The organism is Shewanella sp. SM29 (assembly GCF_025654245.1).
Classification (GTDB): Bacteria; Pseudomonadota; Gammaproteobacteria; order Enterobacterales; family Shewanellaceae; genus Shewanella; species Shewanella oncorhynchi.
The window spans coordinates 55,545-75,773 of sequence record NZ_JAKKRN010000006.1 but is presented as its reverse complement, the minus strand read 5'-3'; the positions used below and the strand labels follow the sequence as shown (position 1 = coordinate 75,773).

Sequence of the window (20,229 nt, the reverse complement as noted above, 5' to 3'; positions counted from 1 at the left end):
AGTAAACATCTAAGCGGAGTAAATATGACTTTAATCAAAAATTTATCTCAAGAAGCTGCCAAGGCGGCTCTGATCCTCGCCCAAGTTGACGAACAGCTTAAAAATACTGTACTCCTCGATATGGCACGCTCATTACGCGAAAAGTCCTATGAAATCCAAAGCGCAAATTTAATCGACTTACACAGAGCGACCGCCGATAACGTCGGCCCAGCCATGCTCGACCGATTAACGCTAACGCCAGAGCGTATAGAAGCTATGGCGGTAGGCATTGAAACCATCGCCGCCTTACCCGATCCGATTGGCAACGAACGCTATATTGGTCAGCGACCTAACGGCTTATCCATCAGTAAGATGCGCGTTCCCTTAGGCGTGGTTTGTATGATTTATGAAGCGCGCCCCAATGTCACCGCCGATGCGGGTGCCCTGTGCTTTAAATCCGGCAATGCCGTGATCCTGCGCGGTGGTAAAGAGGCGCTGCACAGCAGTAAAATTATCGCCACTATTTTGCAAAGCGTATTGAAACAATACGGTTTGCCCGAGGCGTTAATCACAGTGGTGCCAGACCCAGATCGCGCCCTCATGCTAGAACTGCTGCAGCAACGAGATTATATCGATGTGATCATTCCCCGCGGCGGCGAAGGCTTGATAAACTTTGTGACTGACAACAGTAAAATCCCAGTGATCCAGCATTTTAAAGGCGTGTGTCATTTATACGTCGATAAAGATGCCGATCTGGATATTGCTATGGACTTACTGCTCAACGGTAAAACCCAGCGCACTGGCGTATGTAATGCCCTCGAAGCCCTATTAGTACACCAAGAAATTGCCTCGCAATTCCTGCCTAAAGTAGCCAAAGCGCTGGCCGAGCATAAGGTTAAAATCAATGCTTGTACTCAAGCCGGTGGTTATTTTGAAAACTGTACTTACATGGAAGAAGACGATTTCGGCCAAGAGTATTTAGATCTCGAAATTGCCATTCGCCAAGTCGATCACTTTGACCATGCTATCCAACATATTGCCCGTTTTGGTAGCCAGCACACCGAAGTAATTTGCACCGAAAACGAAGTCACAGCCGCACACTTCCAACGTGCGGTCGATGCTTCTGTGGTAATGGTCAATGCCTCTTCGCGCTTCTCCGACGGCAGCGAACTCGGCCTTGGTGCAGAAATTGGCATCGCGACCTCTAAGCTACATGCCTACGGCCCAATGGGACTCGAATCCTTGACCGCAGAGAAGTATTTAGTCTCAGGCACAGGCCAAGTGCGGGCGTAAACCTAAGGTGTAAATCACACTTTTAGGCTTAACAAGTCCGTTGGATTTCGATTCAATTGTAAAGATTAAAGGCCACAGTCGGTAACGACTGTGGCCTTTTTGTTGGCTAAATTGACCCTATCCACAACAGCCTGAGTTCCAAGTCGATGCCCTGAAACCGAGTTATAGTAAGGCATGCGCTAAAACCTCAGATCCCATTGCGACGGCTTATCACAGCTCGCTGACAAGCTATTCGCCAATAAGTTACAACCCCGCTTAAACAATTTACACATTGAGCATATTGCATTTATTTTCAACAAACCTATCATGCGATCGATTCTCATTTGCACCTAAACATTTTATTTGCACTCAGGATCACCAATCATCATTTAATCTGAAATCGCCTGAAAGGATTGAAATACCATGCCTCCCCTATCTGTTTTAACGTCTTGGCGCTCGCCATTGATCCCTGTACTTCTCAGCACACTTACTCTGACGGTTCAAGCCAATACTGACCCTAAGCAAGATGAGAAAAAAGATACAGAACAGATAGAAAGATTGAACGTGGTAGGAACATACACCCGCGCGGCAATGAATAGCGCCACGGGTTTGTCTATGTCACTCAAAGAAACCCCACAAAGCGTCACTTTGATTACCGAAGAGATGATCAGTGACAAAGGTTTGGTCACTATGGAGTCAGTGTTAAATCACACTCCTGGCGTCACTATGGTGGGCGATGCCTCTGAAAATAGTCAGATATTCGTGCGCGGCTATGCACTCGACAGCGGTGTCCAAATTGACGGCTTAATCACAACCTCTTCATCCCATGTTTACAGCGGCTCAATTGATCAAGGTTTAGACCCTGTGATTGCCGAACGGGTTGAAGTATTAAAAGGTGCGGCAGGGATTTTAAGCGGTTTAGGTGAACCTTCTGCAACGGTTAATTTTATTCGTAAACGCCCAACGGATGACACCCGCGCCACGACAAGTGCAAGTTATGGCTCGTGGAATACCTATAGATTAGAGGCCGACGTTTCTGGCTGGCTCACGGATTCAGGCAATGTGAAAGGTCGATTCGTGAGTGCGGTGAAGAAAGGCGACTCTTTTATCGACCGCTATCAACGCGATACCACAGTGCTCTATGGCGTGGTTGAAACGAGTCTCGGCACAGATACTAGCCTGTCACTGTTTGCGGACTATCAAAAATCACAAACCGACGGTGTGTATAACTGGAACTCTAATCCCGCATTTTATACCGATGGCACAGCTGTCGATTTTGGCCGCAACTACTCTAGCTCACAGGACTGGACCCATTGGGACGTGACCCAAAAGAGTCTCATGGCCGAATTTAAACATAGATTCGATAACGACTGGTCACTCGTCAGTGCCTATCGTATCGCCAACGCCACCATAGATGCATTGGCCTTTTACCCAGGCGATTATATCGTCAAATCAACCGGCGAATTTGTTGGCCCTTGGGGCGATACTTATGCCGCCCAACATGATCGCGAGTCAGATACCAACAGTTTCAACCTGTATGCAACGGGTAACTTCGACTTACTCGGCCGTGAACATAGCGCTGTGATCGGTTTTAACTACGGTGACAACGAGTTCGATAACATCAACACGAACTCCACCCCCCAACGTCGCTATAACGTGGCGGATCAAGGCCATTATCCCAAGCCTAATATTCCTAATTCACCCACCAATGGCCAAACCAATGAGCAAAGCCAATCGGGTGTTTACGGCACTGTCCGTGTCAATGTATTGGATTCACTGAAATTAATGGTCGGTGGACGCGTAAGTAACTGGTCCTATGAAAAGCATGATCTCGTGGGTAACAGCACAGATGCGACCATGGAAAAAACCGGTATTTTCATCCCCTACTACGGCCTAGTCTACGATGTGACCGAGCAGATCGCTGTCTACGCTAGCCGTACTGAAATCTTCAAACCTGGCACCTATTTTGGTGAAGATGGCCAACTGCTCGAACCTGCAGAAGGCACAAACGTCGAAGGCGGCGTCAAGGTCGCGCTGTTCGATGACACGCTAAACATGTCAGCCGCCATCTACGAAACCAATAAAGACAACGAACCCGAGTATGCAGGTAAAGGTCAACTACCTTCCGGCGACTCTATCTACGAAAGTGTGGATGGGATTACCACCAAGGGCTATGAGTTAGAAATTGCCGGACGTCTTACCGACTTATGGGATATCAGCGGTGGTTATACCCACAACAATGCAGAAGATAAAGATGGCCTACGTCGTCAAACTTATCTGCCCGAAGATATCTTCAAACTCACCACTAAATATAACTTTGAAGATATTCTACCGGGCATTACTGCAGGTGCGAGCTGGCGCTGGCAGAGCAGCACCTTCTATCAAGGCACTATTTGGGGTGTCGGTGGCGCGCCGAATGTGGCTTACCGCCAAACACAATCCGCCTACTCACTCGTTGACTTAATGTTTGGCTACCAAATCACACCTTCTATTTCTATGCAATTGAATATTAACAATATTTTCGACAAGAACTACAACCGTTCACTCTGGGGTTACGCCGACTTTGGCGAGCCACGTAATGCCACACTATCACTACGTTGGACGCTCTAAAACATAGCCCTAACCCGAAATAACATTAAGGATGTTCAAATGAAACAAGCACTTGTAATACTCACTTTACTCGGCGGTATCGCTTTTTCGGCTCAAGCACATGAAGTATGGCTTGAGCGTAATAACGATGGTTCGGTTAAAGTGCAATTTGGCGAACCGGGTTCAGAGCAGGCTTCGGCAGAAGAGTTAGCATCGTTAAGCGCGGCGCGTATTTTCGCCGCCAATGCCAAGACACCGTTAACCGCCACAGCGCAGGCCGATCATCTACTGGTCAAAACCCAAGATAGCAAGAGTGACATCAGTTTCTATGCCGATACCGCGTGGCAACCATGGAAAACCGAGACCGGATTGCAGGCCGCAATACTCTATGCCCGCACGGGACAAGAACACACAAAAGCGCTGCAAGATTTTGAATTTACGCCAGTAAAGTCAGGCGTTCCCGAGTTTGTGCTTAGCTATAAAGGCGCACCACTGGTGAATCATCCAGTACAAGTTTATCGCCCCGGTTTTTGGAGTAAATCTTTCACCACCGATGCCCAAGGTAAATTCGCCCTCGATACCCCAGATGCGGGCCGCTACTTACTCGTCAGTAATCACACCACAGAAGGTAAACAAACACTCGCAGGCAACGAGGTTGATAGCGTTTTACACATCACCACTACGAGTTTTATCACTCAGTAATAATCTTAATAGTGAGATGGAGTTAACGTGCGTTATTTAATGATAGGTTTATACATGCTGTGTTCTGCAGTCCACGCAAGCACAGCACCTGTAACAGTCGCCTTGCCCCAAACAGGCAGTACTAATGAACTTTTGCCACTCAGTGGCTCCATTAAATCCGCACGGGTAGCCCGCTTATCTGCACGTACCGATGGCTTAGTTGCCAAAGTACTGGTCGATGCGGGCTCGCAAGTCCGCGCTGGCCAGCCTCTACTCGCACTCGATGACACCTTAGCCATACACCAATTAGCACAGCGTCAGGCCGATGTAATGGCCGCTAAGACCATGCTGGCAGAAAAGCAGCGACTCCTCACCGAAGCGCAAACACTCAGTTCTCAGCAATTATTCCCCGAAACTGAGCGCGCGATTCGTCAAGCGGCGTTAACCGAAGCCGAAGCTAATCTGCAGAGTTTAACGGCGGCATTAGCACACCAAAAAGAGGTGGTCGCCCGCCACCAACTGATCGCGCCGTTTGCGGGAGTGATTTCAAGCAAACAAACTGAAACCGGTGAATGGGTCAATGTCGGCACTGAAATCTTCACTTTAGTGTCCCAAGAACAGCTCTGGCTCGATATTCAAGTCCCACAGGAAATGTTCCAAAACATAGCCACTGCAACTCAAGTCGATATTGCCGCAGATATGCTGCCTGAACAGCAGTTTATCGGCCATGTGAATGCACTCGTCCCCGTGAGCGACCACAATGCTCGCAGCTTCTTGGTGCGCTTAACCATTCCTGATGCGAGTGGACTTTTGATGCCCGGCACATCGGCCACTGCGACCTTCCACTTACAGCGGGCGCAACACAGTGTTGTCGTGCCGCAAGATGCGCTAGTCCGTCACCCCGACGGCCAGTTCAGTGTCTTTACCGTGCAAAACAACATAGCCCAACGGCATACCGTTCAAGTGGGCCACACGAGCGCCATCGGGATTGAAATCCTTAGCCCATTACCTAAAGACGCGCCCGTAGTGATCCGCGGTAACGAAAGCCTACAAGACCAACAGCCAGTCTCTGTACTCAACTCTGCAGTAGGAGGTTAGTGGGATGCTGAAGTTTGGAATTAAACATGGCACCTTACTGTCGGTCATCGTCTTGATATTTTGCGTATTGGGCACGGCTGCAGCACTGCGTATCCCAATCCAAATGATCCCCGACTTAGATGTGCGCACCATCAGCGTGGCCACAGGTTGGCCGGGAGCGACACCGCAAGACGTCGAAAAAGAAATTCTGCTTGAGCAGGAACGCTACCTGCGCACCCTGCCCAACTTACAACGCATGACCTCTTGGGCCGATACGGGCTCGGCATGGATAGAACTCGAATTCCCCCAAAGCACAGAGATAAGCGATGCGCTTATTCGTGTTAGCAATGCGCTCAGCCAAGTATCGTCCTACCCTGAAAACGTCGATCAACCAAGGCTTTACAGCAGTTCATATTCAGACAACGCTTTCATGTATTTCCGCCTCGTGCCTGTCGCGGGGAACCCGCTGAATCTAGACATAGACATGATGCGCGATTTCGCTAACGACTTTATTCGCCCACAAATGGAGCGCGTCAAAGGCGTTTCCTCCGTCACTATTCAAGGCGGCGCCGAACGGCAAATCCAAATACGGCTCGATCCCGCCAAACTCGCCCAACGCGGCATCAGCATTATGGACGTGCGCCAAGCCATTCGAGATCGCAACAAGGACACTTCTGCGGGCGATATCGACAGTGGTAAAAAACGTTATTTACTGCGGGTAATTGGCCGTTTTGAGGATTTAAATCAACTTAAGCAACTGATTTTAAAACGCCAAGGTAATACGAATATTCTGCTGCAAGACGTTGCCGAGATAAAACTCGACCACGCCGAGATCCGAGAACTGTCCTTTGCCGAACAAGAACGCACCCTCAGCTTAGCGGTCAAACGGGATGTCGGTTCTAACGTTATCGCCATCAAAGATGCCATGATGCCCGTGATAGCGCAGATCAATCAAAATCAACTCGCCCAGCACGCCATGCAGTTAGAGTTATTCAGTGATGATGTGCGCTATGTGCAAGATTCGGTTGCAAATGTGTGGGTCAATTTAGGTCTAGGTGCCTTACTGGCAACCTTGGTCATGTACCTCTTCTTGCGCTCGAATCGAGCCACCCTGATTGGTGTTATCGGTATTCCGCTGTGTACCTTAGCCGCCTTCGTCGGGCTGCTGGTGTTTAATCGCACTATTAATGTCATTTCACTGGCGGGTGTTGCCTTTGCCATCGGCATGACGGTCGATAACAGCATTGTGGTGCTCGAAAGCATTGAACAAGCGCGCAGACGCGGATTAGAGCGTCTCGAAGCAGCCATAAGTGGTATCTACGATGTCTGGCCCGCAGTATTAGCCTCGACGCTCACCACAGTACTAGTGTTTGTACCCATTCTATTTATCAAACAAGAAGCGGGACAACTGTACTCGGATATCGCGATTGCCATCGCTTCATCCATTATCGCTTCTATGCTGGTCGCGGTGTTCATCGTACCCGCCGCTATTGCCCGTTTTGGTTTCGGTAAGATGCACTCGGCGCAGACAAACCAAAGTGAGCCCCCCAAAGCATCACGCATATTGAGCTTAGTTAGCCAACTTGTACTCTCTGCAAGACGCCGCACCTTTGTGATTGTGCTGTCACTCGTCTCGACGATTGGGCTTGCTGCTTGGCTGATGCCCCCGGCCGAATATTTACCCGAAGGTGAAGAACCAAAAGCCTTTACTTCTATGGTCGCGCCGCCGGGTTACAACCTATCGGAAATGGCTAAAATTGCAGAAGAATTAACGACTCAGCTATCCGCGAGAGTCAATGCCGAGGCGGCATCCTTTGAACGTGGTGAGCAAAAGATCCCGCCGCTAAAATACTATACCCTCAGCGTGGGTGTCGGCAGTATTTGGGTGATGAGCGAGCCCGTTCGCAGCCAAGATATGGATGCCATGATGAGTTCACTCACCGCCTTGTTTGAGCAATATCCGGGCATGCGCGCCTATTCATCGCGGGGTTCCATTATTTCCAGCAACGATGGTGGCACCCGCGCTGTCGCCTTGGATATTTCTGGCCCGAATCAAGCCAGCCTCTATCGTGCTGCCGAAGCGGCGTATCAAGCGGCGGAAAAAGTATTTGCCGAACCACAGCTGTATTCTGACCCATCGACCTTGTCGCTAGATCAACCGCTGTGGCAGATCTCCCCTCGCTGGCAACGTCTTGTAGAACAAGATTTTAGCGGCAGCGAGTTTGGCTATGCAGTTTCGGCACTGAGCGATGGCGCCTATGTCGACGAGTTTTTCCTTAATGATAACAAGGTGGATATCTTTCTATTTAGTCTGGCAGGCAATCAACAGAGTCTGTCGCAATTAGCGCTCGCTCCGATAGTCACGCCTAAGGGCAATGTACTGCCACTGCAAGCCTTGGCCGACATTAGCGAGCAAATGGATAGCGACAGTTTACGCCGCGTCGATGGCCGCAGAACCGTGACTCTTTACATTATTCCGCCGCGTTCCATTGCGTTAGAAACCGCTGTGGCTAAGGTGCGGGAAGAATTAGTCCCCATCCTCTATCAACAGGGTGCTGTCGGCAAAGATGTCAGTTTAGACATTTCGGGCGCAGCCGATCAGCTCGAAGCGACTAAAGCGGCACTCTCCAGCAATTTTCTGGTCGCCGTGTTGATCATCTACTTGTTATTAGTCGCGATTTTTAATCACTGGGGTTATCCGTTATTTGTGCTGATCACTATCCCGCTCGGACTTGCGGGCGGTTTAGTCGGCTTACAAGCGCTTAATTATACTGGCAGCTTATTTGCGTATCTTGGCGGCCAAGGTTGGCACCAACCCTTTGATATGATTACTATGCTTGGATTTTTAATCCTACTCGGCACTGTCGTTAACAACCCGATTTTGATCGTGGAACAGAGCCGTAAAAACCTGCAATCGGGTCAGTTTGGTATCGTTGATGCCGTCAAATCTGCCGTCGCCAGTCGATTAAGACCGATTCTAATGTCTACCGCGACGACCTTGTTTGGCTTATTGCCGCTGGTGTTATTCCCCGGTGCTGGCAGCGAACTCTACCGCGGCGTTGGCATAGTGGTATTGGCAGGCCTCATCGTGGCAACGCTACTCAGCTTAACCTTTTTACCCGCCCTGTTAATCTCTGTGCTATCCCGAACCCACAAGAGAAATTCAGCAGAAGTGGCACACCATCATGACTGAAAAAACCAACATGACTCCGCCGTTAACACAAAGACTGATGCGCTGGAAAACGTCAGCCATCTGGAGCGATAGCCTGCACATAGGCAATCGCTGCCTCGCAGCAACCTTTGGCGGCTATTTGTTAAGTGCAGTAGCGACTATTTTGCTCGCGCAAATCCTGCCGTTATCTCAGGTTGATCGGGTGTTAACCGCCATGATGCTGTCATTTACTGTGTACACCTGCGCCGTGATTTGGGTGTTCAGCGTTAAATCAACATGGCGATACTGGCTGGATTTATTCGCGCTTAGCGGTCTGCTGTATTTAGCTTACCTCGCCGCTAAAGCGTTTGATGCAACAAGTGCTCAAGGGAGTGGATTATGAAAGACTCCTTTTTTCGTTCAATGACTTGGCTACACACTTGGGTTGGATTGCTCACATGCTGGGTGTTGTTTCTGGTTTTTTTCGCCGGAACAGCGGCCTATTACCGTGCTGAAATCAACCTGTGGATGCAACCCGAAAACCACGGCAGCCAATATGATGCCAATGCGGATAATCAACAATTGATACTCAAGGGCCTCACGTCCTTGGCACAACAAGCGCCTGACGCTGAGTCATGGTGGATTTACTTACCCACACAACGGGTGCCATTACTGACCTATGCATGGAGCGATCCCGCCGCTGAAGGCCAGCGATTTGGTGATTATCATCAAGGCTTTATTAACCCTGCGACAGGTGAAGCCTTACCTAAAGCACGGGAAAGCCGAGGGGGCGACTTTCTCTATCGACTGCATTTCGACTTGTACTACATGAGTGTGCTCACAGCGCGTTGGATTGTCGGCTTTTGCACTATATTCATGCTAGTCGCCATCATCAGCGGGATAGTGATCCACAAACGTATTTTTAAGGATTTCTTTAGTTTTCGCCCCGGAAAAGGCCCGCGCTCTTGGTTAGATGCCCATGTCGCCAGCTCAGTTCTCGCATTGCCCTTTCATCTTATGATCACTTACACCGGCCTAGTGACCCTGATGTTTATGTATATGCCATGGGGACTTAACACGCAATATGGTGATGAAACTCAAGCCTTTTATTCGCAATGGAAACCCATTTACCAAACTCCCGCCGCCACGGGCACGCCAGCCACTATGCTCGATAGTCAGAGTTTACTCAGTGCGATTCACAGTGTCGTCGGTGAGTCACCAATTGAAGGCTTACAGCTTGATAATCTCAACGACAGCAATGCCAGCGTAACAGTCAAAATCGCCCCTGAGCACAGCTTAAATCAGCAAGCGCCTTGGTATCACTTGTCTACTGTGACAGGTGCTGTGTTGGCGCAGTCGGCAGTGACTTCGGGAGCGAATCAAACCCAAAGTGCCATGATAGCCCTGCACAGTGGTCGCTTTGCTGGCCAAGGCCTACGTTTACTGTATTTACTGGCGGGATTAACGGGCTGCGTGATGATCGCCAGCGGCGCGATTATGTGGGCCGAAAAACTGGCACAAAAGCAGCTTAAAAAAGATAAGAATCATAGCGGGCTCACGCTAGTGAACATGTTGAATCTCGCCACCTTTGCTGGCCTGCCCATTGCGCTAGCCTGTTATTTTTATGCCAATCGACTCTTACCCGTCACATTTGCAGATAGAGAGAACTGGGAAATCCATTGTTTCTTTATCAGTTGGGCGTTAGTCGCACTGCTCGCTTGCTTCAAACGAGATAAACAAACATGGCAACGACTTTTTTTACTCACATCCTTGCTTTATGGCCTGCTACCTCTGCTCAATGCCATGACTTCGCAGTATCAGCTGATAAGCAATCTACAGCGCCAAGCCTATGTTATCGCAGGATTTGATCTCATGATGCTCGCACTTGCAGCGCTGTTTTACATGGCAGCCAAACGCTTGCGTAGCCCTAAAAAAGTGCTGGCTACAAGGGTAACCAAAGCGACGACAGAATTAGGAGTTGAATTATGACAGCCACAGTCGAATTGTTAACCTGTTTTATCGCCATGGGGCTGTTGGCCTTATCTTATTTTAGCCACCACCGAGCCGTGTGTAACCGCCCGTTAACCGATGCACAGGCACGCGGATTTCGCACCGCTGGTACTGTAACGCTCGTCCTGTGCTATTGGCTTGCCAGTCGTCATTACGGCCCAGCGTATGCCAGCGTATTACTGCTCGGCTGGGTGTGTTTAAGTTCAATCATCCTAGTGATTTTACTCAGCTACAAGCCACGCTGGTTACAGCCCATATTGCCCACCAGCGCCGTAGTATGTTTGCTCGGTTTGCTGTATTAAATACCGAATGAAATCGATTATGAGCGAGGCTAATTGATAAAAATCATAGAGTAGGGATTGTGAGATGAGTTCTTTTTAAAGCGATAAACACATGAGTGACGACATAACTAATGATTAAGCACTCTCATTCCAGTGACTCGCCGTGAATATATCCCTATAGGCTCGACGGCGGCATCCATGCCGCCAACGGTCACTTACACGCGAGTGCTTAATCTCGTTAGCCCTTCATATCTATGATAATCCGTTATTCCACTTAACTAAAAAACATCACAATACATTAGAGCCTACATTCATCCTCCGAGTTAGAATGACTACCTACTACTTTAAAATTATGCGAATCAAGCATCTTTGCTGACTTTGCGGTTACATGCAGTGCGCCTTTACAACTCACAAACTCTTTTCTTTCATGTGCATGCACAGCGTCCCAATAGTCATTTAAAGCTAATTGCATAACCACATTTTTTTCGACACCTCGAACAAGAGATCTAACAGTAATCTCGCCGAAATCATCATCAGGTAAATGTGTCATTCTGCTAACTAAGCCAAATGCTTCATAGGCTTTAATAACATAATTCCCTTTATAAAATGCTGATGCGAGCTCTAGTGTAGGCACCTGTTCCGAACAGAAGTTAAATTGCTTTGGCATATTTTGGATATCGGCTTCAGCTCCAGCCAGATATATACTTATTGTGAATGACCTAGTTTTGGCAGTACCACTTAAGCCAACTAGTGCATCACATAAATTAGCACTTACACCACTTTCCACAATTGATTCTAATTCAAATACGCTTTCTGTATTTTGATAAGATTTTATCCCATTCTCTAAAGCTAACAAGCTACGAGACAAATTATTAGTGACAGCTCTAGTAATTGATATTTTATCTTGATCTAATTGGGCATCAAAAGACTCTACAATAGGAGCTATTAAATTAACGACAAAACTACCAACTTCTGTTTGGCCTAAGCGCAGTTGCTTTATAAAATTTTGAACATCAGTGTTACGTTGACCAGTAAAATGTGCTTTATTTCTAAATGTAGAGAGTGTTGTTGCTGCAAGTAAGTCTCTTGATTTTTCAATAAGTAAAACTCCATCATCGATAGGAATAGTGCCTTCTTCTACATCGGCATGTACAACCCGTATTTTCACACTATCAGAAAAAAAATTATCTATTGCTCTTATAATTTTTAAAGGAGATCTATTTTCAAACTCTGAGAGCGAATTTACCGCGTCCAATATGCGCTGTTGATAGCCCTTAATATTAATCGATGTTGGTTGTATGACCTCAAAGTCAAAAAAACCTTCTTCTCTTCGATGCCAAATTGTAGCTTGACCGAAAACATCGCCATCTGGCACCCATCCATTTGACCGTAAGTAACATTCTAAATTTTTAGGCGGTATATTATGGGTAATATTTTTTAACTGAGAAATATTCATGCAGCAATACCTTCATGACTTGCCGACTCCATCAACAAAAACATACTAGTAGCTGTTAAGATATTTTCTCTTGGGATCTTAATTGTAACTGATGTTCCATTGGTAGTTTCTTTCAAATCTCTCAGCGAAATCCAATAGCAACAATGTTTCATTTTCATGTGATCAAGTTCATATGAAAGCCATGCATCTGTCTCATTCGGCACAACTAGAACAAATAAAAGCCTAGGACACAAGAGATTATTCCCGCGTAGATCGTTGTAGTTTTTTATTGGAAGTTTGTAAGAAAAATATTCTTCGCAACCGTCATTACAGGCTGTGCACTTTAATTGAATCTCTAGCTGAGGATTACGAATAGTAGAGGCAAAACCTCTTCCTTTTAGAATTAAATCAACACTATCATCATCAACATCAGGAATTGCTGATCTAAAACCAATTTGAGCAGCAATCGCACTAACATACGCTCTACTTAACAATTCTTTCCTTTGATTTATATCCATTATGCCAACTAAAAATTTTGTTAAGAAACAATCTGAAAAATAAATAACATGCTAAAGCAACATGTTAGCCCTAGAGTTTATAGATTACGCTGTGCACAAAATACAAAGAAAGTGTTGACTGATCTTTAAGTATAACTGTGGCCACATCCCTACAATTTATCATTTTATGCTATAAGAATTTGAGTCAGTTAAGTAGTTATTTTTTAAACAACTATTACTTTAAACGTCTTTATTATGCTCAACATTATCATTACAGGCTGCTATGAATAGGAAGGGATGCAGGCTAAATTAAGCACTCTCATGGCAGTGACCGTTGGCGGCATGGATGCCGCCGTCGAGCCCTCAGGGACGAGTTTATGGCGAGTCACTGGAGTGAGAGTGCTTAATCGCAACCACTTTGTAAAACTTCCCACGACATCCTTTATGCAACTCCATCACACTGTGACTTACCTGCTTGATAGCAACTGGGTTGGCGTGGGCATACGGCGCCGCGGGAGCAAATAAGGCGGGCGTCGTTTTTAATCCCACGTTCTATCCAGTTGATATTGAGGATTTTTGCAACGCTCACCAGATCGCTTTTAATGTGTTTGGGAATAGCGACAGAACCGCCACTGGCGACACAGGCATTCTTCAAATCGTGGGCGATTGAGAGAGCATCTTTACCCTGTGCTTCAATGGCCGGATTTAAATCTATGCCAGCACAGAGAACATGGGGATTGCCCGCCGAGTCTTCGACTTTAATCGACTCGCAGCAGTAAATACGGGGTTCGTTGCCGACGTTTAAAATCGAAATCTGTGCCGAAGTGCCGACCGTCGGCTCGCTGATCATCCTAAAGACGGCCCAATGCTGACAAGGGTCTTCCACTAATCGCATATTGCCCCAAGGCAATGGAATCCCGTTACCGCGATAAACCGCCTTGAGCTTGCCCGGCGCGTAAGCGTCGAAATAATGCCAATGAGGATAAGGAGATACCACTGTCATACGCCGCATGGCGACTGAGGCTGACACTTGCAGTTGCTTGTGTACTTCAATCTCATAGCCGTGGCGGTCGAGTAATTGGCGATAAGGCACTTTAGGGCACAGCAGCGCACCGGCGAAGAAGCTCGATTCAAAATCGCGCCACGCATGCAAGATATCCTGCGCGTTCAAGGTATTGGACTGCATACCCGCCTCTTCATCTACTTCTAATTTGCGGCCTGAAATCATCACACTCTTGAGGCCATCCTTGTTGTGCAACACGCAATGACCTATGTGCACGGCTAAATCATATTTGAGTCTGTTGGGGCGATTTTTGAGGATTTTATTTACATAAATCGTGCTCGGCGGCTCAATAAATGAGGTGACCAACTGACGCGAACTCACGCCCATTTCATCGATAACTTCCTGCGGCGTACTGTCTATCCACTTGATTTTCAATCCCATTCCCTTAGCGATATCCAGCATGTCGTCCAGAGATAAGGGCATACGTTTGAGGCCGACGTCTTCAGCGGCACGTTCAAGATCAGGGAAATGATTTTGATGATGTTCTTGATGGGCGCGGATCAATAAATGGGCAAACTGCCGACCAGAGATCCCTGTCTGCGACAGCATCTCAGGTATCGCTATTTGTAAAATATCATTGGAAAACAAAAAGCTGGGCTCGAGTGCCATACCGCTTATGCCACCACGTCGGCCCTTGTCTGGCGTAATGGCGTTTTCTTCGGGCACATCGTCTAAGAACCATTCGGCGTCTTTTTGAAAAACCGCGGCGATCACAGCCAGCATTCCTGCACTCGGCACACGCTTACCACGCTCGATCATCGACAAATATGACACAGAGGGCGCACTTCCCGCGTCGACTCGAATGCATCGTGCCGACAAATCTTCCATAGTTAAATTATTACGTTTCCGTAGGTTACGTATTTTTGTGCCTAGGAAATGTGATTTTCTCATCAAGCTCTGGTCATTGCGCATTTTGTAAAATTCACAGTGTAAAATTTTTATTGTGAAATTGTAGTCAAAAAAAGACTAGACTACAAATCAAGCAATCAAGGAAAGGCTAATGCGAACAAGCTAAGCCATTCCAGTACAAGAAATGCTTAACCACTCCCACTAAAAGTGGCTAAGCACTCAAAGCGGACAAACCAAATTGAAGACAAACTTTGATAAGCCAAAAGTTAAATCAAAACCCTGAATTTTTTTAAATTGAAAGAGTAAGAGGAACAAGCGATGAATATGTCAATAATCAAGAGCAACCAGATCCAACCGAATCTAAACAGCCTCATCGCAGAAGAAGTGCTAGCCGTGGCCCAAGTGAATGTCGCCGAGCACGAGAAGATCGCTAATGCGAAACAATTCCTCGACCGCCTCTTTCCACTTAACTCTGGTTCACACCAAGATGTGAGCAGCTATGTGGTTTACTACCAACACCTGTTGGCCTTTTTTGCCGACGGCAGCCACAGTGGTTTACGTCAGCCAAAACAGTTTGTGGCCTTTAACGGCACTAAAGATGCGCCTTGCGCCATAGTGTTACAGGACCTAGGTTGCCACGTTGAACTCAGTTTCGACCGCAGTGGCATGATAGGTGCGAGAGACGTTGCCAATCTGGAAGATATCCAAATCGGAACGTCATTAAACATGGTAGTCGGAACACCAGAGTCACGTTCTGCCGCATCGCGCCATTGGCTCAGCCTATTACATGCGGGTATGTCCAGCGCCAACGACACCCAAGATAAGTTGTTTACCGCAAAGGATGGCAGCGATTACAACTTGAAAAGTATCGTAAATTTATAATTTCACGTTTTGTAACCTCGCTATTTATTATCTAGCTAAGAAGATGAACTGAGCTCAGTTCATCTTCTTCAATTTACCCTCCTGCTTTGCACAATCCTCTGATAGTCAATAAAACTGACTGACTAGATAAGTTTAATTGATTTTATTGAGGCTCATACACCCAGCTATAATGCCCTCTTTCATCTGTCTCCATGATCAATCCAATTGATCGCCATTTTGTATCCGTCGCTTAATGTGAAGATCTGTGGTTGGAACGATAAACCGAATCGCTCGAGCCTAAGGCGTTATGAATTCTTCATCGACATCACAGCAAAATAATAAGACTCATCGCATCGTTTTCATCTGTGCGGGTTTGTTATGCCTCGCGCCTTTTATCTCATCGCCCATGGCGCTAGTGCTCGGTTTTACCTTAGCCAGCCTTGGTTGGGTGCCAGTGCAATGGAATATCGCCGCACTCACCAAAAAACTCCTGTCTTATTCGATCATTGGCTTAGGGTTTGGGATTAACTTAAACGCGGCGATCGAGGCGAGCACCCACAACTTCGGCCTGATTGTTGGCTCAATCTTTTTCACCCTCAGCTTAGGGTTTATGCTCACCCGCGCCCTGAAATTTGATCATGTCACGGGCCACTTAATCGCCTCTGGTACCGCTATTTGCGGTGGCAGCGCCATTGCCGCAGTCGCTCCGGCCATCAATGCGCGTAACGATCAAACCGCCACTGCATTAGCCTGCGTATTTGTGCTCAATTCAGTCGCGCTATTTTTATTCCCTGCACTCGGCCACTTGCTCAATATGAGCCAATACGATTTTGGCGTGTGGAGTGCTATCGCCATCCACGATACTTCATCGGTTGTCGGCGCGGCTTCGGCCTACGGCGATGAAGCCTTAAAAACCGCAACCACTATAAAACTCGCCCGCGCCCTGTGGATTATCCCGATCGCATTGGTCAGCGCTATGTTGTTTGGTGGCGATAAGCGCAAGCTTAACCTGCCGTATTTTATCGGTTTTTATTGTTTAGCCATTGCCGTGGCCCATTGGTTACCACAATTCCACGCTGTTTATGACACCTTATTTATGGTGTCGAAACGGGCATTAGTTCTGTGTTTGTTTTTGATTGGTGCAGGAATTACAGTGCAGAAAATGCGGGCGAGTGGCCCCAAACCTTTGTTGCTTGGGGTGATGCTGTGGGCAGCAATTGGTATCACGTCTTTAGTGTATATTCTTTATTTTCAATAACTAAGATTTAGCTAAAAAAAGCCTGCCTACTCTGCCGTCGGCTTCATTCGCCAAGCCCAGTAGAGGACGCCAACAAAGGCGGAGAATTCGATAAGTGAGCGCACGAGTCCTGTGGTTTGCGTCGAAGCGACCAAGGCAATCAGGCAAAACACGATAATCAGCCAGTTTTTCAATTGCATCTTCCTGCAAACTTAGGGGATGCTCATTATTGTTTAGAACTAAAAACTCAGCAAATATCGATTTTCAATAACAAATAGCTATAACAGCTAAGCCAATCCTGCGTTGATTAAGCCGCCTTAGGGCTTGATGCTGCTTCATTCGCAGCAAGATCTTGATTATGTTCTTGAATAAAATCTTCCATAAACCAAGCGCAAAAAGTATGGCGTCCATCGACTGCCGCTTTACTGTAAATGGTCGATGCCTGTTGTCTGACGGTTTTTTCTTTAGTCTGGCGCACTTCGGCAATTTCTTTAAAGCTTAAGCCCTTAAGTAATAAAAATGCCACTTGCTGCTCACTCTTAGTAAAGCCCCAAGTCTCGAATTGCTGCGACACCGCTTGGCTATATTCTTGTCTGGCAGAGCGCATTTGCGTCGACATATTGTCGATTTTTTTATCCGCATGCTCCAACCGTTTAGCCAACGCTTTCACTTCGCGGGAGCGACGAATAAGGTCATAACTTAAGTACATGGCACCAATCACAGTGAGCACTAATAACATGGCTTCCTGCACAATATGCCATTGGGGAATGCCCAATTGAATGTCGGAAGTGATGTCAAAAAGCTTAAAGCATATGATCAAGGCCAACAGACCAATAATGACAAGATCCTTCATCGAAAAACTCCTAAATAAAAGCAAAATCAACCCATTAATTTATGGGACATATGTACCATAGACGGTTTTATGATACATGTCCCCCACGACTTTCGCCCACCAATCCCTACACTGACAGCACACTTTATTACCATAGAATCGTCCTATGTCTGTCAGTACGTCTTGTATCAAGTTATGTCTGTTGGCGACCTTAGTCAGCAGCAATTTCCTGTGCCACGCCGCTAATTCCGAGCTATCTCAAGCACTCACCACCAGCCAAGCAAGATTACATTCTCTATCTCAATCGGGCGGCCAGTTACCGCAATCACAAATAAGCTTAAGCAGCTCATCTTGGCTCAATGGCCTGCCGAGCATTAGCCTGAGTCACTTAGGTAGCCTAGATAATGGTAACAGCTACGAGCAGGAACTCTCACTCAATTTGCCAATAAAATCCCCTGCTATGCACAGCAGCGATAAGCAAATTAAGCAACTCACCCAAGGCATTCAGGTGCAACAAGTCGCGCTGCAAGGCCTGTATTTATCGGGATTATTGCGACAAAGCCTGTGGGAACATCGTCTTGCCGCAGTGAAACTGGCCCACTTAGATCGCAAGAGCCAATTACTCGACAAGCTTCATAGTCAGCAAAAGCAACTCACAGATGCGGGCGAACTGCCGATTGCCCACATACTCTTGTTAGAGCGCGAACTGGTAGATATTGCACTGGAGCGGGTCGACCTTAACCAGCAACAGGCCGAGGCGCGTGCCCTCTATCAACAACTCACCGGACAAGAGCAAATACCGCAGAACATAGCCGAAACCGCGCGGCCACTTTCTGCCAACAACCAACCCAATGACATGCTCGCGCAGCATCCATTATGGCAACTATTGAGCCTGCAGAAGCAGCAACAGCTGTTGATCATCCAGAGTCAGCAAGCAGGGAATAACGATCCTTGGGCAGTCTCACTCACGGCCAAAAATACCGCCGATAATCAAGTCGATGATCAACAGCTTGGCATCGCCGTTTCTGTGCCACTGACCTTAGGTTCAGCCCTATCGCAAACCGAATTATCCCAATGGCAACAAGCCAATACCGAGCACACGCTCAACCTCGACCGTACCTATATCGAGCTGACAACTCAGCTTAAAAAGCTAGAGCAACAGCAACAAAATCTGCTCGACCAACAGACATTGCTAACCCAAGCTCTGCACCTTAGCCGCACCATCACAGAGGAGTTGGCCAAGGTTAAAGACCAAAACCAAGTTAGCTACGAAGTCTGGCTGCGCCGCTATATGGATGCCCTCGATACCGAATCCCGCTTGGCATTGAACCAAGTCGCGCAGCAACAACTGCACTCCCAACAACTGCAAGCCGTAGGAATTTCATTATGATGGCCAAGTACAGCGCATGCCTTTTCTGTCTATCCGCCAGTGTTGCCACTTTAGTGCAGGCTGAATCCCTAACCATTAGTTCCCTCGGTAATCTAGACCTGAGCTACGTGCAACCACAGAAAGTCGCCAGCTATGAGGGCAGCCCGTTGCCCGCGCAGGTTGAAATCCTCCCAGGTAACGATTATTGGATCAGCACGCCGGAGAATATCCAGCAGATAAGCTTCCTCGTCGGCCAAGGCCAGCTGGTTACTAAGGGCCAAGCGATAGTCAAACTGACTGGGCCGGAAGTGTTCCACTACCTCACCCAAGTCGAAGCCGCCAGCAGCTTATACCAACTGGCAAAGAGCCGTTATGAGCGCAATAAACCCTTAGTAAACAATGGCAGTATCAGCGCCGAAAAGTGGCGTGAGATCAGCCAAGACTACTTCAGCACTCACCTCGAATACGAGCACATGCAGCATTTTATGGAGATAGTCAAAAGCACAGATGCCGCCACAGACTCCCTAGTGGTCGGCACGCCAGTGGCGGGGATCGTTAAACTCAATCAAGTGAATGGGCCTTATATGGCGGGTTCACAGTTATTTTCACTGGTGCCCAACGACAGCATTCGCGTCAAGGTCAGCGTGCCTATGAGTCAGTCGCACTCACTTTCGGCGGTGAATATCAATCAGTGTCATATCGCCATTGAGTCCGTGTCGGCCATAGCCGAAGGTGCCTTTGTGACCGCTTGGTCATCACCCGTACCGCAGGAGTGTAACTTACTGTTAGGACAACAGATCACTGTGATACCCGAGTATCAAAAGGCGGTGTATTTATTGCCTAAAAATAGCGTATTCAGTTGGGAGCAAGACAGCCAAGTCTTCACTAAAACTGCAGACACGCTCACCTCGATTACAATCGATATTCTTGGCTCAACCCCAGAGCAATATATCGTTGAAAGCGATCAAGATCTGAGCCAAATCCAAGTGTTATCCCAGTCAGTTGCTGCAGTCAAAGGCATAATGCTTGGCTTAGGAGGCGAATAA

Annotated in this window: 17 protein-coding genes; 12 read left to right on the top strand and 5 right to left on the bottom strand. The window is 47.4% G+C overall.

Annotated elements, in window-relative coordinates; genetic code table 11:
- The first annotated feature begins 24 nt into the window (after positions 1 to 24).
- The 8 genes from L5L77_RS05895 (at position 25) to L5L77_RS05860 (ending at position 11,061) form a co-directional block, all read left to right on the top strand.
- On the top strand, positions 25 to 1,272 hold the full coding sequence (locus L5L77_RS05895; RefSeq protein WP_168826177.1) for a glutamate-5-semialdehyde dehydrogenase: 1,248 nt from the start codon (positions 25 to 27) through the stop codon (positions 1,270 to 1,272).
- A 402-nt stretch (positions 1,273 to 1,674) separates the two neighbouring features.
- Positions 1,675 to 3,861 (top strand): TonB-dependent siderophore receptor, encoded by a 2,187-nt coding sequence (locus L5L77_RS05890; protein ID WP_263222302.1) that lies wholly within the window; start codon positions 1,675 to 1,677, stop codon positions 3,859 to 3,861.
- A 39-nt stretch (positions 3,862 to 3,900) separates the two neighbouring features.
- Positions 3,901 to 4,542 (top strand): nickel transporter, encoded by a 642-nt coding sequence (locus L5L77_RS05885; RefSeq protein ID WP_105250717.1) that lies wholly within the window; start codon positions 3,901 to 3,903, stop codon positions 4,540 to 4,542.
- 27 nt (positions 4,543 to 4,569) lie between these two features.
- Positions 4,570 to 5,619: an efflux RND transporter periplasmic adaptor subunit gene (locus L5L77_RS05880; protein ID WP_105250718.1), complete on the top strand. Its 1,050-nt coding sequence runs from the start codon at positions 4,570 to 4,572 to the stop codon at positions 5,617 to 5,619.
- Positions 5,620 to 5,623: 4 nt separating this feature from the next.
- Positions 5,624 to 8,791 carry an efflux RND transporter permease subunit gene (locus tag L5L77_RS05875; RefSeq protein WP_263222300.1) on the top strand — a complete coding sequence of 1,056 codons (3,168 nt, stop codon included), beginning with the start codon at positions 5,624 to 5,626 and terminating at the stop codon, positions 8,789 to 8,791.
- Positions 8,784 to 9,152 (top strand): hypothetical protein, encoded by a 369-nt coding sequence (locus tag L5L77_RS05870; RefSeq protein WP_105250720.1) that lies wholly within the window; start codon positions 8,784 to 8,786, stop codon positions 9,150 to 9,152. Before L5L77_RS05875 ends, L5L77_RS05870 begins: the two co-directional genes overlap by 8 nt.
- Positions 9,149 to 10,738, top strand: a complete 1,590-nt coding sequence (locus tag L5L77_RS05865; RefSeq protein WP_263222298.1) for a PepSY-associated TM helix domain-containing protein — start codon at positions 9,149 to 9,151, stop codon at positions 10,736 to 10,738. Before L5L77_RS05870 ends, L5L77_RS05865 begins: the two co-directional genes overlap by 4 nt.
- Positions 10,735 to 11,061, top strand: coding sequence for a DUF3325 domain-containing protein (locus tag L5L77_RS05860; protein WP_263222295.1), 327 nt, complete (start codon positions 10,735 to 10,737; stop codon positions 11,059 to 11,061). Before L5L77_RS05865 ends, L5L77_RS05860 begins: the two co-directional genes overlap by 4 nt.
- A gap of 277 nt (positions 11,062 to 11,338) precedes the next feature.
- Here the strand turns inward: L5L77_RS05860 and L5L77_RS05855 are convergent, their stop codons facing one another.
- From L5L77_RS05855 to L5L77_RS05845, 3 genes are all read right to left on the bottom strand, one after another.
- Positions 11,339 to 12,496 (bottom strand): hypothetical protein, encoded by a 1,158-nt coding sequence (locus L5L77_RS05855; RefSeq protein ID WP_263222293.1) that lies wholly within the window; start codon positions 12,494 to 12,496, stop codon positions 11,339 to 11,341.
- A complete protein-coding gene (locus L5L77_RS05850; protein WP_168826162.1) occupies positions 12,493 to 12,993 on the bottom strand; it encodes a DUF4365 domain-containing protein in 501 nt (166 codons plus the stop codon). Before L5L77_RS05850 ends, L5L77_RS05855 begins: the two co-directional genes overlap by 4 nt.
- Before the next feature lie 421 nt (positions 12,994 to 13,414).
- Complete coding sequence (locus L5L77_RS05845) at positions 13,415 to 14,947, bottom strand: DUF3612 domain-containing protein (RefSeq protein WP_263222291.1); 1,533 nt, start codon at positions 14,945 to 14,947, stop codon at positions 13,415 to 13,417.
- A 255-nt stretch (positions 14,948 to 15,202) separates the two neighbouring features.
- On the opposite strand from L5L77_RS05845, the gene L5L77_RS05840 reads away from it, so the two are divergent.
- Both L5L77_RS05840 and L5L77_RS05835 read left to right on the top strand, forming a co-directional pair.
- On the top strand, positions 15,203 to 15,766 hold the full coding sequence (locus L5L77_RS05840; protein ID WP_011845404.1) for a malate synthase: 564 nt from the start codon (positions 15,203 to 15,205) through the stop codon (positions 15,764 to 15,766).
- Between the two features lie 286 nt (positions 15,767 to 16,052).
- Positions 16,053 to 17,003 carry a YeiH family protein gene (locus tag L5L77_RS05835; RefSeq protein WP_263173910.1) on the top strand — a complete coding sequence of 317 codons (951 nt, stop codon included), beginning with the start codon at positions 16,053 to 16,055 and terminating at the stop codon, positions 17,001 to 17,003.
- Positions 17,004 to 17,029: 26 nt separating this feature from the next.
- On the opposite strand, the gene L5L77_RS05830 is transcribed toward L5L77_RS05835, so the two are convergent.
- A complete protein-coding gene (locus L5L77_RS05830) occupies positions 17,030 to 17,176 on the bottom strand; it encodes a hypothetical protein (protein WP_105253023.1) in 147 nt (48 codons plus the stop codon).
- Between the two features lie 113 nt (positions 17,177 to 17,289).
- A complete protein-coding gene (locus L5L77_RS05825) occupies positions 17,290 to 17,835 on the bottom strand; it encodes a helix-turn-helix transcriptional regulator (RefSeq protein WP_173497818.1) in 546 nt (181 codons plus the stop codon).
- 145 nt (positions 17,836 to 17,980) lie between these two features.
- Between L5L77_RS05825 and L5L77_RS05820 the strand changes: the two genes are divergently transcribed.
- Both L5L77_RS05820 and L5L77_RS05815 read left to right on the top strand, forming a co-directional pair.
- The gene (locus L5L77_RS05820) at positions 17,981 to 19,204 is read left to right on the top strand and encodes a metal transporter (RefSeq protein ID WP_263222287.1); all 1,224 of its coding nucleotides are present in this window, start codon (positions 17,981 to 17,983) and stop codon (positions 19,202 to 19,204) included.
- Entirely contained in the window at positions 19,201 to 20,229 is a 1,029-nt protein-coding gene (locus L5L77_RS05815) for a membrane fusion-like protein (protein ID WP_263222284.1), read from the top strand. Before L5L77_RS05820 ends, L5L77_RS05815 begins: the two co-directional genes overlap by 4 nt.

What these genes read in the sequence shown, in the direction of transcription:
- L5L77_RS05895 (WP_168826177.1), top strand. Translation starts at nt 25, where the DNA reads ATGACTTTAATCAAAAATTTATCTCAAGAAGCTGCCAAGGCGGCTCTG.
- L5L77_RS05890 (WP_263222302.1), top strand. Translation starts at nt 1,675, where the DNA reads ATGCCTCCCCTATCTGTTTTAACGTCTTGGCGCTCGCCATTGATCCCT.
- L5L77_RS05885 (WP_105250717.1), top strand. Translation starts at nt 3,901, where the DNA reads ATGAAACAAGCACTTGTAATACTCACTTTACTCGGCGGTATCGCTTTT.
- L5L77_RS05875 (WP_263222300.1), top strand. Translation starts at nt 5,624, where the DNA reads ATGCTGAAGTTTGGAATTAAACATGGCACCTTACTGTCGGTCATCGTC.
- L5L77_RS05870 (WP_105250720.1), top strand. Translation starts at nt 8,784, where the DNA reads ATGACTGAAAAAACCAACATGACTCCGCCGTTAACACAAAGACTGATG.
- L5L77_RS05865 (WP_263222298.1), top strand. Translation starts at nt 9,149, where the DNA reads ATGAAAGACTCCTTTTTTCGTTCAATGACTTGGCTACACACTTGGGTT.
- L5L77_RS05860 (WP_263222295.1), top strand. Translation starts at nt 10,735, where the DNA reads ATGACAGCCACAGTCGAATTGTTAACCTGTTTTATCGCCATGGGGCTG.
- L5L77_RS05855 (WP_263222293.1), bottom strand. Translation starts at nt 12,496, where the DNA reads ATGAATATTTCTCAGTTAAAAAATATTACCCATAATATACCGCCTAAA.
- L5L77_RS05850 (WP_168826162.1), bottom strand. Translation starts at nt 12,993, where the DNA reads ATGGATATAAATCAAAGGAAAGAATTGTTAAGTAGAGCGTATGTTAGT.
- L5L77_RS05845 (WP_263222291.1), bottom strand. Translation starts at nt 14,947, where the DNA reads ATGCGCAATGACCAGAGCTTGATGAGAAAATCACATTTCCTAGGCACA.
- L5L77_RS05840 (WP_011845404.1), top strand. Translation starts at nt 15,203, where the DNA reads ATGAATATGTCAATAATCAAGAGCAACCAGATCCAACCGAATCTAAAC.
- L5L77_RS05835 (WP_263173910.1), top strand. Translation starts at nt 16,053, where the DNA reads ATGAATTCTTCATCGACATCACAGCAAAATAATAAGACTCATCGCATC.
- L5L77_RS05825 (WP_173497818.1), bottom strand. Translation starts at nt 17,835, where the DNA reads ATGAAGGATCTTGTCATTATTGGTCTGTTGGCCTTGATCATATGCTTT.
- L5L77_RS05820 (WP_263222287.1), top strand. Translation starts at nt 17,981, where the DNA reads ATGTCTGTCAGTACGTCTTGTATCAAGTTATGTCTGTTGGCGACCTTA.
- L5L77_RS05815 (WP_263222284.1), top strand. Translation starts at nt 19,201, where the DNA reads ATGATGGCCAAGTACAGCGCATGCCTTTTCTGTCTATCCGCCAGTGTT.